14 protein-coding genes and 1 tRNA gene are annotated in these 14,192 nt (G+C 70.8%); 6 read left to right on the top strand and 9 right to left on the bottom strand.

Annotated features, from left to right (window positions below; all coding sequences use genetic code 11):
* Nucleotides 1–18: 18 nt before the first annotated feature.
* From HC031_RS18025 to HC031_RS18035, 3 genes are all read left to right on the top strand, one after another.
* Entirely contained in the window at nt 19–573 is a 555-nt protein-coding gene (locus HC031_RS18025; protein WP_167926506.1) for a YqgE/AlgH family protein, read from the top strand.
* Nucleotides 574–667: 94 nt separating this feature from the next.
* A tRNA-Ala gene (locus tag HC031_RS18030) sits at nt 668–740 on the top strand.
* Nucleotides 741–993: 253 nt separating this feature from the next.
* Nucleotides 994–1,467 (top strand): hypothetical protein, encoded by a 474-nt coding sequence (locus HC031_RS18035; RefSeq protein ID WP_167926507.1) that lies wholly within the window; start codon nt 994–996, stop codon nt 1,465–1,467.
* Between the two features lie 427 nt (nt 1,468–1,894).
* Here the strand turns inward: HC031_RS18035 and HC031_RS18040 are convergent, their stop codons facing one another.
* From HC031_RS18040 to HC031_RS33195, 4 genes are all read right to left on the bottom strand, one after another.
* Nucleotides 1,895–3,619, bottom strand: a complete 1,725-nt coding sequence (locus HC031_RS18040; protein WP_167926508.1) for a cation:proton antiporter domain-containing protein — start codon at nt 3,617–3,619, stop codon at nt 1,895–1,897.
* Between the two features lie 175 nt (nt 3,620–3,794).
* Nucleotides 3,795–4,145, bottom strand: a complete 351-nt coding sequence (locus HC031_RS18045) for a DUF6401 family natural product biosynthesis protein (protein ID WP_167926509.1) — start codon at nt 4,143–4,145, stop codon at nt 3,795–3,797.
* An 81-nt stretch (nt 4,146–4,226) separates the two neighbouring features.
* A complete protein-coding gene (locus tag HC031_RS18050; protein WP_167926510.1) occupies nt 4,227–4,529 on the bottom strand; it encodes a DUF4193 domain-containing protein in 303 nt (100 codons plus the stop codon).
* A 157-nt stretch (nt 4,530–4,686) separates the two neighbouring features.
* Nucleotides 4,687–6,585 (bottom strand): diguanylate cyclase domain-containing protein, encoded by a 1,899-nt coding sequence (locus HC031_RS33195; RefSeq protein ID WP_167926511.1) that lies wholly within the window; start codon nt 6,583–6,585, stop codon nt 4,687–4,689.
* 340 nt (nt 6,586–6,925) lie between these two features.
* Here HC031_RS33195 and HC031_RS18060 point away from each other — a divergent pair, with 340 nt between their 5' ends.
* Nucleotides 6,926–7,216 carry an adhesin gene (locus HC031_RS18060; RefSeq protein WP_167926512.1) on the top strand — a complete coding sequence of 97 codons (291 nt, stop codon included), beginning with the start codon at nt 6,926–6,928 and terminating at the stop codon, nt 7,214–7,216.
* A gap of 20 nt (nt 7,217–7,236) precedes the next feature.
* On the opposite strand, the gene HC031_RS18065 is transcribed toward HC031_RS18060, so the two are convergent.
* The 4 genes from HC031_RS18065 to HC031_RS18080 all read right to left on the bottom strand — a co-directional run bounded on the left by HC031_RS18065 (nt 7,237) and on the right by HC031_RS18080 (nt 10,135).
* Nucleotides 7,237–7,905, bottom strand: a complete 669-nt coding sequence (locus HC031_RS18065; protein ID WP_167926513.1) for a DUF429 domain-containing protein — start codon at nt 7,903–7,905, stop codon at nt 7,237–7,239.
* 4 nt (nt 7,906–7,909) lie between these two features.
* Nucleotides 7,910–8,959: a lipase family protein gene (locus tag HC031_RS18070; protein ID WP_167926514.1), complete on the bottom strand. Its 1,050-nt coding sequence runs from the start codon at nt 8,957–8,959 to the stop codon at nt 7,910–7,912.
* 136 nt (nt 8,960–9,095) lie between these two features.
* Nucleotides 9,096–9,398, bottom strand: coding sequence for an AzlD domain-containing protein (locus tag HC031_RS18075; RefSeq protein ID WP_167926515.1), 303 nt, complete (start codon nt 9,396–9,398; stop codon nt 9,096–9,098).
* Nucleotides 9,395–10,135: an AzlC family ABC transporter permease gene (locus HC031_RS18080; RefSeq protein ID WP_167926516.1), complete on the bottom strand. Its 741-nt coding sequence runs from the start codon at nt 10,133–10,135 to the stop codon at nt 9,395–9,397. Before HC031_RS18080 ends, HC031_RS18075 begins: the two co-directional genes overlap by 4 nt.
* 105 nt (nt 10,136–10,240) lie before the next feature.
* Here HC031_RS18080 and HC031_RS18085 point away from each other — a divergent pair, with 105 nt between their 5' ends.
* Together HC031_RS18085 and HC031_RS18090 are read left to right on the top strand one after the other, a co-directional pair.
* Nucleotides 10,241–11,956 (top strand): alpha/beta hydrolase, encoded by a 1,716-nt coding sequence (locus HC031_RS18085; RefSeq protein WP_205862868.1) that lies wholly within the window; start codon nt 10,241–10,243, stop codon nt 11,954–11,956.
* A 152-nt stretch (nt 11,957–12,108) separates the two neighbouring features.
* Nucleotides 12,109–13,023 carry a TIGR03620 family F420-dependent LLM class oxidoreductase gene (locus HC031_RS18090; protein ID WP_167926518.1) on the top strand — a complete coding sequence of 305 codons (915 nt, stop codon included), beginning with the start codon at nt 12,109–12,111 and terminating at the stop codon, nt 13,021–13,023.
* Here HC031_RS18090 and HC031_RS18095 read toward each other — a convergent pair.
* Nucleotides 13,020–14,132: a winged helix DNA-binding domain-containing protein gene (locus HC031_RS18095; protein WP_167926519.1), complete on the bottom strand. Its 1,113-nt coding sequence runs from the start codon at nt 14,130–14,132 to the stop codon at nt 13,020–13,022. The genes HC031_RS18090 and HC031_RS18095 overlap by 4 nt on opposite strands.
* Nucleotides 14,133–14,192: the final 60 nt, after the last annotated feature.

Raw genomic sequence — 14,192 nt, forward strand, 5'->3', positions numbered from 1 at the left:
ACAAGCTGGGGGAGGACGATGGAGTCGCTGACCGGGCGGCTGCTCGTCGCTACGCCTGCCCTCCGTGACCCCAACTTCGAACGTACGGTCGTGCTGCTCGTCGCGCACGAGGACGGCGGGGCGCTCGGGGTGGTGCTCAACCGGGCCACCGAGGTGCCGGTCGCCGAGGTGCTCGGCCCGTGGGGGTCGCTCGCCGGCGAACCGCCGGTCGTCTTCGAGGGCGGACCGGTGCAGCCGGAGGCGGCGATCTGCCTCGCCCGTACCCGCCCCGGGGTGACGTCGTTGAGCGGCTTCAACCGGATTTCGGGCGTGGTCGGCACCGTCGACCTGTCCGGCGACCCGGACACGCTCCGCGACGGCCTGCTCGGCGTGCGGGTGTTCGCCGGGTACGCCGGGTGGGCGCCCCGCCAGGTGGAGGCCGAGATCGAGAGCGGCTCGTGGTTCGTGTTCGACGCCCTGCCCGGCGACGCCTTCACCGCCCACCCGGATGATCTCTGGTCGATGGTGCTCCGGCGGCAGGGTGGGCTGCTGGCGGCGGTGGCACACTTCCCGTCCGACCCGACGATGAACTGATCCCGACTCGCCGGCGGGTTTGAGGGGATCCGATGTGACCGGGGGCCGGTAGGTGTGTACTATTGCGCGGGTGCCCGGGAGAGTTACGGGTGCTGGGGCCGTGGCGCAGCTGGTAGCGCACCACACTGGCAGTGTGGGGGTCAGGGGTTCGAGTCCCCTCGGCTCCACCCAGCAGAACCTAGGGATGACGCCCTGGTCAACCGCGAAGGCGGATGACCAGGGCGTCACTCGTTAGATCCCTTTGGTCGGCCCGTATGCCAGATGTAGCTGGCCATCGTCTTCAAGGCCCGTTGCGTTAGGTCAGGGCCGTGCGGGAGGGTTGGGTTGGTCACACGCCCGGATGATCCTGGATGACCGCCTCTGGTGTAGGCGGGGTCACACCCCTAGGCTGCTAACTCCGTCTACTGACACCGAGGGGTCATGGAAGGGTTTATTTACTTCGTACTGGGTGTCCTCTTTTCTGCGGTAATCGCGCTCTTCTCGCCATTTTGGACCGATCGTTACAGAACATGGAGAGCCAGTCGCAGCCTTAGGGCAAAGCGGGAACGTTTAGGGCAACTCGCGAGCGAGCTCAGCCAAATTCGGGAGTACCAGAGTAATCCGTCCGCATTTCAGGCGTTCGTCTTAGAGAGACTGGTGTACATCGCCTTTTTGTCGGCGGTTTTCGCGGCAATTTCCGGGTTGACGGCTGCGATGACTGTTGCCAGCGAGTTTTATTTTCTGGGTGGCATGTCGGGCGTAGCTGCGGCGGTCGGGGCATTGGTTACCCTTCCCGTATGCACGCGTACTCTTCGAATTATCCGAAAGGTGCGATCCGGCAGGTATCTCGCCGAACTGGAGCTGACTATTGCGGAATTGGAGGCATCGCTCACCGAGCCTTCTCCGACAACGTGAAGCTCGGGGCACCGCGCGCCTCATCAATCAGGGCGTTAAGGGCGACGGCAATTGCCTTGTCGCGATCCCGCGTGGCGTGCTGGTAGATCATGGCTGCATGGGTACTGGGGTGCCCGATACGTGCCATGATTTCGTGGCCTTCCGGAGGAAGTACGTGCCGCCGGCTTCGAATTGCTGCTTTTCTTCGATGTACTTAGTGAGGTGTGGCACCATCGTTGGTGTCGCCCCCACTGTGCCCAATGCCCCCACGGCCGCTCCGATTACGGCTGCGAAAGGCGCTCCAGCGCTAGCCACTACAGCTCCGGCTAGCGGCCCGATGGCGGCTGATGAGTTTCCGCGTAACTGCGCTGGGCCACCTCGCAGCGCTGTGACGACCGCACTCGTACGGCTACTTGCGACGCTGGGGGCTTTTGCGGGAAGGCGCCGGTCAGTCCGGGAGGTCGCGACGGGAGAGCCGGACCTCTTCGGCGTCGAGCTGCGCCTGGATCTGCCGCAGGGCGGCGTCGTCGATGAGCTGTTCGTCGCGAAGCTGGGCGACGGTCTCACGCTTGTGACGGAGAAGTCCGAGGCGTAGCGACCGGAAGTCGCATTCGGCGCGGCGGCCCGGGTTGGGGTCGGCTTCGTCGCCGTGCGCGCGTAGCACCCTGAGGTGCTTCTCGTACTCGATGCGCATCCGCTCGACCACCATCGGGTCGACACCGCGCACGTCGGCGATCTCGTCCATGGCGGCGAGGGCGCGCTCGGTCGCCACCGTCTCGGCCAGGTGGCGCTCCTGCTCGATGGTGGTGTCGGCCGGCAGCCGCGTCCAGCGCACCACGTACGGCAGCGCCAGGCCCTGAAGAACGAGGGTGACCACGATGACACCCGCCGTCACGAACACGATCATGTCCCGGCCCGGGAACGGCGCGCCCCAGTTCAGGTGACGGGGTACGGCCAGGGCGGCGGCCAGGGACACCGCGCCGCGGACGCCGGACACGGCCGCGACCACCCGCGCACGCCGGCTGATCCTGGGTGGGCGCTGCCGGGCCGCCCACCGCACCATTCGGCCGAGGTGGCGCCGCTCCGATCCGACGACCGAGGCGGCCAGCGACACCATCGTGTGGAAGCCGGACGCCGTACCGATGGCGTAGGGGCGTGGGCTGGGCTGCAGCAGCCGGGACTGCGCGAGCCGTCGCAGCAGCGCGCCGGGGTCCGGCATCGCGAACAGCCAGAGGAAGCGGATGCCGATGATCACGGCGGAGATGATGCCGACGGCGGCGATCCCCCGGTACAGGCCCACGCTCGTCAGCTCCTTCACCGCCTCGGGCAGTTGCAGCCCGACGAGCACGAACAGCGCACCGTTGAGCGCATAGGTCGACAGGCTCCAGAACGCGACCGACTGGGTGCGGGTGTCGGCGCGGATGGCCCGGGGGGCGACCTGGCTCATCGTGAGGCCGCAGGCGACGACCGCGAGCACGCCGGAGGCGCGGATCAGTTCCGCCAGCAGGAAGGCCGTGAACGGGGTCAGCAGGCTCACGACGTTCTCCAGGAGCGGATCGTCGAGTACCCGGCGGATCCGCAGGCTCAGCCAGGCCGTCACCAACCCGGCCGCGACCCCGCCGACGTACGACAGCGCCAGCAGCCAGGACACGCGGGCCGGGTTCAGCTGCTCCTCGCCGACGGTGACGCCGACCGCGATGCCGTAGATCACCAAGGCCGTACCGTCGTTGACCAGGCTCTCGGTCCGCAGCACCGTCACCAACCGGCGCGGCAGCGCCCGGGCCAGGACCGCGACGGCGGCGGCGTCGGTCGGCGCGATCGCCGCGCCGAGCACCCAGGCGCACCCCCACGGCAGCCCGAGGCCGTGCCCGACCACCGCGACCGCCGCGGCGGTGAGGATGACCAGGCCGGTACTCGCGAGCACGATCGGGCCCAGGTTGTTGCGGATCTCCCGCAGCGAGGTGGTCAGGCTCTCCCAGTACAGCAGCGCCGGCAGGAACAACAGCAGCACCACCACCGGTGGCAGGCCGACGTCCCGCAACGCGGGCACGAACCCCAGCAGGACGCCGATGAGCAGCAAGAACACCGGCGCGGGAATACCGAGACGGCGGGCGGCGATGCCGCAGAGCAGCACGGCCACGCCCAGGACGACGATGAGCTCAAGTCCGAGCATGCCGCCCTCCCGCAGCGGATCAGCAAGCGGACTTCCCAATACTCAACCTTGCCCGGCACCGCCGCGTCAGACCACCGTGCTTCCGCCGCGCTGCCTGCTGCTACGCGCTTTGAGGACAAGGTGTGGCGCGGCTCCGGCGGCGAACCGTGGGAGGTCTACGTCCGGTCGGGCCGGTTCACAGGCAGCCGGCGGCCTCGGCGAGGGCGCACACCGCGACCAGGCGCAGCAGGTATGAGGGGGCGTTCGACCAGTCCAGCCGGTCCAGGTCGGGGAGGAGGTGGCCGTCGACGAAAGCCGCGGCGTGCACCTCCCGGGCGTACTCGGCGAGCGCTGTCACGTCGGTGACGTGCTCGCCGAGCGTGTCCCGTACGGTCGCCGAATGCTGGTCGATCGCGGCCAGGAGACCGGGCTCGCGGATGGCGGCGACGAGGCCGTCCACCCCCACCCACGCCATCAGATCGTCAAGGCTCGCCCGGGCGGTCTCCACCGCCATCCGGTTCGCCGTCCTACCGAACTCGCTCGTCATGAGCGAGACGCTATTTGCCTGCAAACCATTGTGGGGACTTGGAAACCCATCCGCACCCGGCTGCCACCTCAAGCACACCGCTCAGGCACATTCGGTGCAGATCTCCTGCCCGTTGCCGCCGATCGTGCGCTGGCTGCGGTGGTGCACCAGGAAACAGCGGGAGCACCGGAACTCGTCGGAGAGCATCGGCACGACCGACACCGTCAGCTCCTCACTCGAAAGGTCCGCGCCGGGCAGTTCGAAGCCGTCGTCGATGTCCATGCCGTCGAGGTCGAGCGTGGGGGACTGCGCGGCGGCGGTACGGCGGGCCTGAAGCTCCTCGAGGCTGTCCTCGTCGAGTTCGGCGGTGGCGGTACGGGGCGCGTCGTAGTCGGTGATCGGCATCGGTGTCACCCTCCTCGGGCGGATCGGTCGTGGTGCGGGCGCAGTCGAGGATGGGTGTTTCCGCGAGCGCGACGAGCGAGTAGGGCACGACGTACCCCACCGCCACGCGCCTTAAACACAGGTTTCCACGTATCCATCCACCGTGGATCGAGCGGCGTCAGACCGCTTCCGGCCGGGCCGGCGCGGTGGCTCTGACCCGCCGCTTCTCCGCGTACATCCGGCTGTCCGCCGCCCGCAGCAGCGCCTCCGCGTCGTGGGCGTCGCCTACGACGACGCCCACGCTGGCGCGGACGTCCAACAGCTTCCCGTCGATCTCGGCGGGAGTGTCGAGCAGGTCGAGGAACCGTGCCGCGACGCCCCGCGCGGTCACTTCGTTCACGCCGGGCAGCAGGACCGCGAACTCGTCGCCACCGAACCGGGCAGCCGTGTCGTCGGGGCGTAGGCACTGCCGCAGCCGGCCCGCCACGTACACGAGAACCTCGTCCCCGACGTGGTGGCCGTACCGGTCGTTGATCTCCTTGAAACCGTCGAGATCGATCAGCAGGACCGCGCTGGTGGGCGCGTCGACCGCCCGCATCCGTTCCGCGAAGAGCATGCGGTTGCCCAGCCCGGTGAGCACGTCGTGCGACGCCTGGTAGCGCAGCAGGTCCTGCAGCTTGCGCGCCTCGGTCACGTCACGTGCGTTGCTGACGGTGCCGTTGATGCCCGGCTGGTGGGTCAGGTTGGTGGCGATCACCTCCAGCCAGACCCACGAGCCGTCGACATGCCGGTACCGCGCCTGGTAGGTCATGCTGGCGTCCGGCGTCCGGGAGACCACGCCCAGCCGCGGCCGGAGCGCGGCGAGGTCGTCGGGGTGCAGGAAGTCGATCATGCGTCGGCCGATCGTCTGTGCCACCGGCCAGCCGAGGAGGCGCTCCAGCGCCGGATTGACGTAGACGAACAGGCCGTCCGGACCGACGATCGTGGTGATGTCCGAGGAGTGCCGCAGCATCAGGTCCAGCCGGTGCTCCCGGTGGCTGATCTCCAGCAGGCTCTCGTCGAGGCGGGTGATCAGCTCCGCGTTCTCGCGGAACGCGACGTGCTGACGCGCCGCGACGAGCGACACGATGCAGATCAGCCCGACGATCGCGCCCCAGACCTGGGGACCGATCCCGTCCGGCAGCACCACCAGCAGGGTGGCGAACGTGACCACCAGGGTCGCGTACGGCAGGGCGCTGTACGGGGCCACGGGCCGGGCCTCGAACACGGTCGCGTCGTGACGGCTGCGAAGCTCCTGGACGCGTGGCCCGATCGCGATCAGCAGCGACGGCGCCAGCAGCAGGATCACGTGCAGATACAGCCGGGCCGGGTCGTCGTCGCTGGGAATGATCGCGTTACCGAGGCCCTGGACGGCAGCGGCCAGGATCATCGGTGCGGCGGCCGCCCCGGTCATCGGGCTCATGCCGCTCAGCCACAGCTTGACCCCGGCGAACGTGGCCACCAGCAGGATCCCCGAGCCCACCACGGCGGTGAGCAGCGCATCGGCGCCTGCGGACGGCAGAGCCGGGCGGGTCACCAGGCACCAGGCGACCACCGCCGCGCCGGACATCACGCTCGCCGCGTCGAGCAGATACTTCAGGCGGGCCCGGCGCGAGGTCGCCCCGGTGGGGTAGACCAGCAGTACGACCGCCACCACGGCGGCGCCGAGGACCGCTGTGAGCGGCTGGAGCGGCGTGGGTCGCAGCGCGGTGACGGTCGGGTCGGCGACGGTGAGGACACCCTGCGGGGCGTCGCCGAGCGTGAACAGCGCACCGGCGACGCTCATCGCGTTCCAGAACCGGCGGGCGGCACGCGGGGTGGTCGGCAGGACGGCGACGCGTCGGGCCAGCACGATCAGCACGACATCGAGGACCGGCATGATGAGCCAGCAGCCCAGCACCTGCGCCCGGGGGCTGCCCAGGTCGAGCGCGTACCAGCCGAGCACGGCGACCGTGGCGACCACGAGCGCCACCAGTACCGGGTCGCGAACCAGCCGGGGTCTCCGCCCGGCGGCGGACCCCGGTGCGGCAGGGCTCACGCGCTGCAGCCTGTCCTCCTCGGGTCGGGCGAACGCACTCCTCACTCGTCCCTTCACTGCACCAGGTGACGGTTGCCCGACCGGTGCGCGACGGGTGCGGGGCGGTTTCAGACGCTGGTCACGCGGTTCCAGGCGCTGGTTACGCGGTTTCAGGGCGCTGGTTACGCGGTTTCAGGCGCTGGTCATGCCCCGCCCGGGCCGGAAGCTCCGGGCCGGTTTGATGCCTCCGGTACGGGAGAGCAGCGTACGGGAGACGGACGACCGTTGGAACCGACAGCCGGCCAGGCGCGGCCCAGGGCCGTCTGGGCCGGCCGGCCCGAGAGGCTTCGAGGAGTACACGATGCTTGCTGTCACCGACACCGCGGCAGAGGTCATCCGGGACCTCACCGGCCAGGAGGGCATCCCGCAGGGTACGGGCCTGCGCATCGCGACCGACGAGTCGGCCGGCGCGTTCAGGTTGAGCCTGGCACCGGAGCCGCTGGAGGGCGACCAGGTGCTGGACGCGGCCGGCGCACGGCTGTTCCTCGACCACGATGCGGCCGAGATGCTCGACGACAAGGCGCTCGACGCATCCGTCGACGACCAGGGAGGCGTGCAGTTCGCCGTGGGCGAGCAGCCCCGGTCGGTCTGAATTTTTCAGTACCAGATGGCTCAGTACCAGATGGCCAACCGCTGACCGCGCTCGTTGAGCTGCGGGGGATCGGGGAGCGCAACGCCGCGACCGGTGGCGATCCGGTGGGCGCTCCACGCGGCCGCGGCGGCGTCGAGGACGTCGTCCGGACCGGCGCGCCCGGCGTCGCCGAGCTCGTCGGGCAGGTCGATGCCGCCGGCGGCCAGGAGCCGGCGGCGCAGGTGCGCACCGGCCCAGGTGTGCTTCGGGTACGCCAGCGTCGTGCCCGCCAGGCCGGCGAACGACACCTCCGGGTGCACCTCGTACAGGGGGTACCGGCCGGCGTCGAACCAGGTGTTGGCCTCCAGCACCTTGGGGCGCAGCCCGTACGCCTGGACGCTCAGGCCCGCCCCGGTCAGCTCGCGGCAGAGCGCGTTCGCCGCCGCGTACGGGGCCCGCTGCCAGACCGCCCGCGGCGGCACCCGGAAGACGCTGCTGCGCCGGGGGCCGAGCCGCTGCGCCGCTCGCGTGTCGGCCTCCCGCCAGCCGGTCTCGAGGAACCCGAGCGGGATGTCGATGCCGACCGCGTCGGCCGGCGTCAACAGCTCATCCAGCCTGAGACCGAGGTACGCGCCGGCGAACGCGCCGTCGTGCAGCTCCACCGCGACCCAGCCGGCCCGGCAGGCGTCGATTCCGAGTACCCGAAGCACCTGATCATCCTGGATCACCGTATTCGCTGTTCACACCGGCCGGGGTGAGCGCGGTGATGTAGTGCTGCGGCCCGTGGTCGTACAGCGACTGCTGGAACGGCAGGTTGCGGAACAGCCGAAGCTGGTGGGTCAGGAACGCCAGCGGCGCGGCGACCAGGCCGGTGAGGTTGCCCAGCTGCTGGGTGGGCTGGGTGACCGGGACCGCCGAGGTGCCGGGGCCGCAGTGGCGTTCCTGGCCGAAGTGGGCGAACGGCCCGGACACGGTCGGCGGTAGCTGCGGCACCACGTCGCTGCCGAAGACGTACCGGATGACGTTGTCGTGCAGGAACTCGTCGGCGTCGCACGCCTTCGCCAGGGCCGGATCGGCGATCATCGGCTGCCCGTACGTGTACACCGCGCGCAGTTTGCGGGACAGCGGCGCGTACGCCTCCTCGGTGCGCAGCATGATCGCCATCATGGCCGCCATCGCCGCGCCGAGGCTGTGCCCGGTGATGTAGAGCGCCTCGAGCGCGTGCGGCATGAGCTTGCCCTTGGCGCGTACGGACCGCCCTTCGAGGGCGCGTTCGAGGGCGTGGATCACCTCGTGCCGGGTGGCCCGTACGTTGCGGTAGAACCCGCCGTGCACCTGGAACGACACCGGCGGATCGGCGAACGGGACGGCCACGGTCTCGGGGTTGACGTCGGCGTCGGTGAGCCAGTTGATGAAGTTCATCGGCTCGGTGCCCCGGTAGCACAGGATCACGACCCGGCCGTCGCTGCTCTGTACGAGGTATGCGTGCGAGCAGATGAACATGGCGTCGACGTCCTGGCTGATCTGCCGGCAGTGGTTGCCCTCCAGCCCCACTCTCGCCATGATCATCGCTACCGTCGCGGCGTCCGAGTAGGCGTAGCCGGAGCAGGTGGCGAGGGTGTGGGCGATCACGCGGTCCGGGTGCTCCGTCGTGTCGGTGAGGATCTCCTCCAGCTTCTTGTAGACCGGGAAGGTTGCGGACTCCGGCCGTTTCATCGGTCGCAGGTACCCGTAATCCGGAGCGACGCAGTCCTGCGTCTTCATCGTCTCGCACCCTCCCCGACGGCGGCTGAGTTGGCAGTGGGCACCTTCCTTTTGGGCGCCCCGCCAAACCCGCCGGGTTTTGCGCGATCTTGGACAGTTGGGCCTGGTATAGGTGGCGCAACTGTCCAAGATCTCGCTACGTCAGCAGGCGGATGATCGCCGCGGTGGCCGCCGCCGCACCGACGACGACCAGGAACGGCGCCCGTAGCAGTACGGCGATGAGCGCGGCGGCCAGGCCACCGGCCCGGGCGTCGAGGGTCAGCCGGTGTCCGGTCGTGAAGGTCTGGATCACGATGAGCGCGCTCAGCAGCGCGACCGGCAATGCCGCGGCGATCCGCTGGACGGTCTTGTTCTCCAGCAGCCGTGGCGGCACCGACAGGCCGGCGAGCTTGAGCAGGTAACAGCCGACCGAGCCGGCCAGCACGGCAGCCCAGATCACTTTCCTGCCTCCGCGTTCACGCTGTCGGGGCGGACGCTCGCCGTGTCGTCGCCGCTTCGGGCCCGCAGCACCAGCACCGTCGCGGCGGCGGCCGCGAGCAGCACGGGTACGCCGGCCGGCACGAACGGCACGGAGACCAGCGCGACCAGGGCGGCGACCACGGCGATCACCCAAGGCTGCCGGGTACGCATGCGCGAGGCGAGCAGCGCCAGGAACGCGGCCGGCGCGGCGGCGTCCAGGCCGAGCACCTCGGGGTTGCGCAGCGCCTGCGCGCCGAAGCCACCGAGCAGGGTGCCGAGATTCCACAGGATGAACACGGACAGGCCGGTCGACCAGAAGCCGAGCCGCGCCGCGCGCTCCGAGTCGCGGCCCACCGCCATCGCCGTGCTCTCGTCGATCACCAGTTGGGCGGCGCCGGCCCGCTTCAGACCCCGTACCTTCAGCAGCGGCGCCAGTCGCAGCCCGTAGAGCGCGTTCCGCGACCCGAGCAGGACCGCCGTGCCGGCCGCCGCGACCGCCGAACCGCCCGCTCCGAGCACGCCCACCAGCGCGAACTGGGAACCACCGCTGAACAGCAGCAGCGACAGCACGCAGGTCTGGAGCACCGACAGGCCGGAGGCGACGGAGATCGCGCCGAACGACAGCGCGTACGCCCCGGTGGCGACCCCGATGCCGATGGCGTCCCGGATGATCGCCGACCGGTTGGGTGTCGGTTCGGTCTCTGGTGCGTTTCCCATGCTGCCTGGATCGTATGCCACGGCGAGTGAAGATCTATTTCCCGTGCGCGGAGACGCGGCCCCGTGCGTGGCGGTGGGATGGTTGAATTTACGAGCATGAATGTATTGACGCGTAGGCCTCCCGGACCTGTCGCCAAAGCGGTTGGGGCGTGCACACTCGTCCTCGCCGGCCTGGCGGCGAGCACCCCCGCCGTCGCCGCACCGAGCGCCGGCGAGCGCTTGACCGCACCGGCCCTGACGGCCACCGAGAACTCGTCGTACGCCCGGCAGAAACTGTCCTGGCACAAATGCTTCGCCGAACCGCCGGAGGGGGCGCCACCGGGCGCGGAGCGCCTCGAATGCGCCACGATGCGCGCGCCGCTCAACTGGGGGCAGCCCGGCGCCGACCAGTACGTCGAGATCGCCGTGAGCCGACTGCGCCCGGCAACGGCCCAGCCGCGCGGAACGCTCTTCATCAACCCCGGCGGCCCCGGCGGCCCGGGCCTGACGATGCCGCTGGTGCTGCTGCAACGGTCCGCGGTCGCCGACGCGTACGAACTGGTCGGATTCGACGTGCGCGGCACCGGTCAGAGCACGAACGTCACCTGCGGCGGCACGAGCACGAGCCCGAACGACCCGCGGGACCGGTCGAAAACCAACCTCGATCTCATGCACGACGCGGCGGACGTGTTCGTCAGGCACTGCGTGTACCGCAGCGGCCCGCTCCTGCGGTACGTCACCACCGAACAGACCGTGCGCGATCTGGACCTGCTGCGCCACCTGCTGGGCTGGCAGAAAATCAGCTGGGTCGGCTACAGCGGCGGCACCTGGCTCGGGGCGTACTACGCCACCTTCTTCCCCGGCCACGTCGACCGGTTCGTGCTCGACTCCAACACCGAGTTCACCGCCCCCTGGCAGAGCTCGTTCGGCTGGCAGCCGCTCGGTTTCGAGCGTCGGTTCCGCGAGGACTTCGCCACCTGGGCAGCCGGGTACGACACCCGCTTCCACCTCGGCGGCACCGCCGACGACGTGCGACGCTTCTACGAGCGGCTCCGCGCGGACGTGGTCCGCGACCCGTTGCTCTTCCTCGGCCTCATCCCCATCGACGGGCCGGTGCTCGACGGGGTGATCCTGCAGTCGATGTACAGCAAGCAGTCCTTCCAGCCGCTCGCCGAGCTCCTGCAGGAGCTGCGGGCGCAGGTCGACGCCCGAGCCGCGGGCAGCCCGCCGCCGGCGTTGTCGGCGGCCGCCCGGGCGACGCTCGACGCGGCCCGCCGGACCTCACCCGACCTGTTGCCGGTGGCGGCGGCCGATGCGTTCCCGGCCACGTTCTTCGCGATCACCTGCCAGGACACCCCGTGGAACCGCAGCCGGCAGTTCTGGGAGAAGGAGTCCGCGCGGCAGGGGAGCCAGTACCCGCTCGCCGGCTGGGCCAGCGTCGCGCATCCGTGTGCGGCGTGGCCGCGTCCGAACATCACCCTGCCCAAGCCGACCGGCCGTGGCGTTCCGCCGGTGCTGATGGTGGAATCCACGCACGACCCGGCCACCCCGTACGAGGGCGCGGTCCGGGCGCACCGCGCGTTCGCCGGGTCGCGGCTGCTCACCGTCACCAACGAGGGCGACCACGGCATCTACACCATGGGCAACCAGTGCGTCGACGGACTGGTCGACACATTCCTGCTCACCGGCGCGCTGCCGGCCACCGACACCGAGTGTGCGGGTACCGGAATCCCGGCCCCGACCGACCCGTCGCAGCCGCAGGCGTTCGCCCGGCGCCTGCCGGCCAATCCGCTGCAGCTCAACGAGTACTACACCAAGGTCGCCGGGCCGACCACGCGCTGACCGGCCAGTGAACACACCGGGGCGTCCGGCGTCACAGCCGGGCGCCCCGGCTACTCGCTGCGGGGTGTCCCGGTTGCTCGCTGCCGGGTGTCCCGCGCGCGTACCCGGGTAGTGCAGGCGTCCCTGAAAGCTCGCATCCCTGGAGGTGGGTGATGGCGGAATCCGACATCGTGACGGCGACCCGGCAACGGCTGGGCGCGGTCGGGGTGTGGTCGGCGGTGCTGCGCCGTGAGACCCCCGACGCGCAGCGCGCCTTCGCCCACCGTGTCGAGGAGCTGGGGTACCGGTCGCTGTGGGCGGGCGAGGTCGTCGGCGCCAACGACGTCTTCGTCGACCAGGCTGTCTGGCTGTGCGGCACGTCACGGATCATGACCGGGGCCGGCATCGCCAACATCTGGGGCCGGCACCCGGCCGCCACCCAGGTCGCCGCCGCGACGCTGGAGGCCGCCTGGCCCGGCCGGACCATCACCGGCCTCGGCGTCAGCCACGCGTCCGCGATCGAGCGGACCGGCCAGACGTACGAGCGCCCGCTCGAACGGATGCGCACCTACCTCGACGCCATGGACCAGGCCGCCGCCGGAACGGCGCCCAACCGGGCCACCCCGGTCCGCGTGCTCGCCGCGCTGCGCCGCCGCATGCTGGAGCTGGCCCGCGACCGCACCGCCGGAGCGCACACCTACTTCGTACCGCCGGAGCACACCCGGCTCGCCCGCGAGATCCTCGGGCCCGACCGGCTGCTCATCCCCGAACAGGCCGTGGTCGTCGAGACCGACCCGGTGCGGGCCCGCGCCGAGGCCCGCGAGCACACCCGGTTCTACCTCGGCCTGCCCAACTACGTGAACAGCCTCAAGCAGCTCGGCTTCGGCGACGACGACTTCGCCGACGGTGGCAGCGACCGGCTCGTCGACGCGATCGTGGCGTGGGGCGACGCGGACGCGATCGCGGCGCGGATCCGGGAGCACCGCGACGCCGGCGCCGACCACGTACTGATCCAGGCGCTCGGCCCGGACGCCGACGCGGTCCGGCGGCAGTTGGGGTGGCTCGCGCCGGCGGTGCTGCGGGGTTAGGGCCAACGTGCGTACACCTCCGGGATCGCCCTGGCGACGTCGTCGGGGAACGCCTCGAATGGCGTCGCCTCCACCGTCCGCTTCGCGCCGCGCCCGGCGTGCTTCCAGACCCCGACGACGCGGCCGTCGCTGACGACCGTGGGCCGGAACACGCCGTTGCCGCCGGGGACGATCCGGTCGGCGAACTCGGCCGGCAGGGCGGCGCTGCGGTCCGCGTAGCCGAGCATGAATTCGTCGAAGCCGGGGAGCAGGAAGACGCCCCGCGCGTGGTCGGAGTGGGCGTCGAGCAGGTCGGGAGTCTGCGGGTCCATCAGGTACTCCACGCCGTCGACGTCGAAGCGGGCCAGCCGGGGCCGGGCGACCGCGAGACCGGCGCGTACGTCGGCCATCGTGAGGTTGGTCCACCGCGCGAAATCCTTGACGGTCGCCGGACCGTGGCCGCGAAAATAACGCCAGGCCAGCTCGCCGAGCGCCGCCTCGCGCTCCGGGCGTCGCGGGTTGGTGATCCACTCGTCGACGAGCACCAGCCGCTGCTCGCCGTCGCGCATCGGGCCGAAGCACAGCGTCCCGGTCTGCGCCAGGTGCCCGATCATGTGGTAGCCGCGCTGGCCCGTCGTGTCCAGGCCGCCGTCGTTCCACACGGCGAGCAGCTCGTCGCGGCGTAGCTCGCGGCCACCGGTCAGCGCCTCGACGGCCAGCTTCCGGGCCCGGTCGAGGGTAGCCTCGTCGAGGCCGAGCTGGGCCCGGCGCGCGGCCGCGCCGGCGATCACGCGCGGTGTCAGAAGCTCCAGCAACCAGGGCAGGTCCTCGGCCGCGACGAAGTGGAGGGTGCCCCGCATCGGCCACGACCGCACGATCTCACCGGCGTCGCACGCGGCCTCGACAGCGTGGCGGGTGCCGGCGCCGTCGATGCTTGGCGCGCTGCTTGCGGCGCTGCTTGCGGCGCGGCTTGTAGTGCTTCGCAGCGCGACCGAGGCGATGGCGCCGCCCAGATCCTGGGCCTGCACGGCGGTCAGCCAGCGGACCACCTCGGCCGCGGTCGGCAGCCCGGGGCCGGCGAGGCGCTGGGCGGCGAGCCGCAGCAGCGCGACATCGTTGAGCGTCGTCATGGCGTCGAGTGCAGCACACCGGTATGACAGGTCGGTGTGACGTTGCCGGCGTGACACGAC

This window comes from Planosporangium thailandense (assembly GCF_011947195.1).
Lineage (GTDB): Bacteria > Actinomycetota > Actinomycetes > Mycobacteriales > Micromonosporaceae > Planosporangium > Planosporangium thailandense.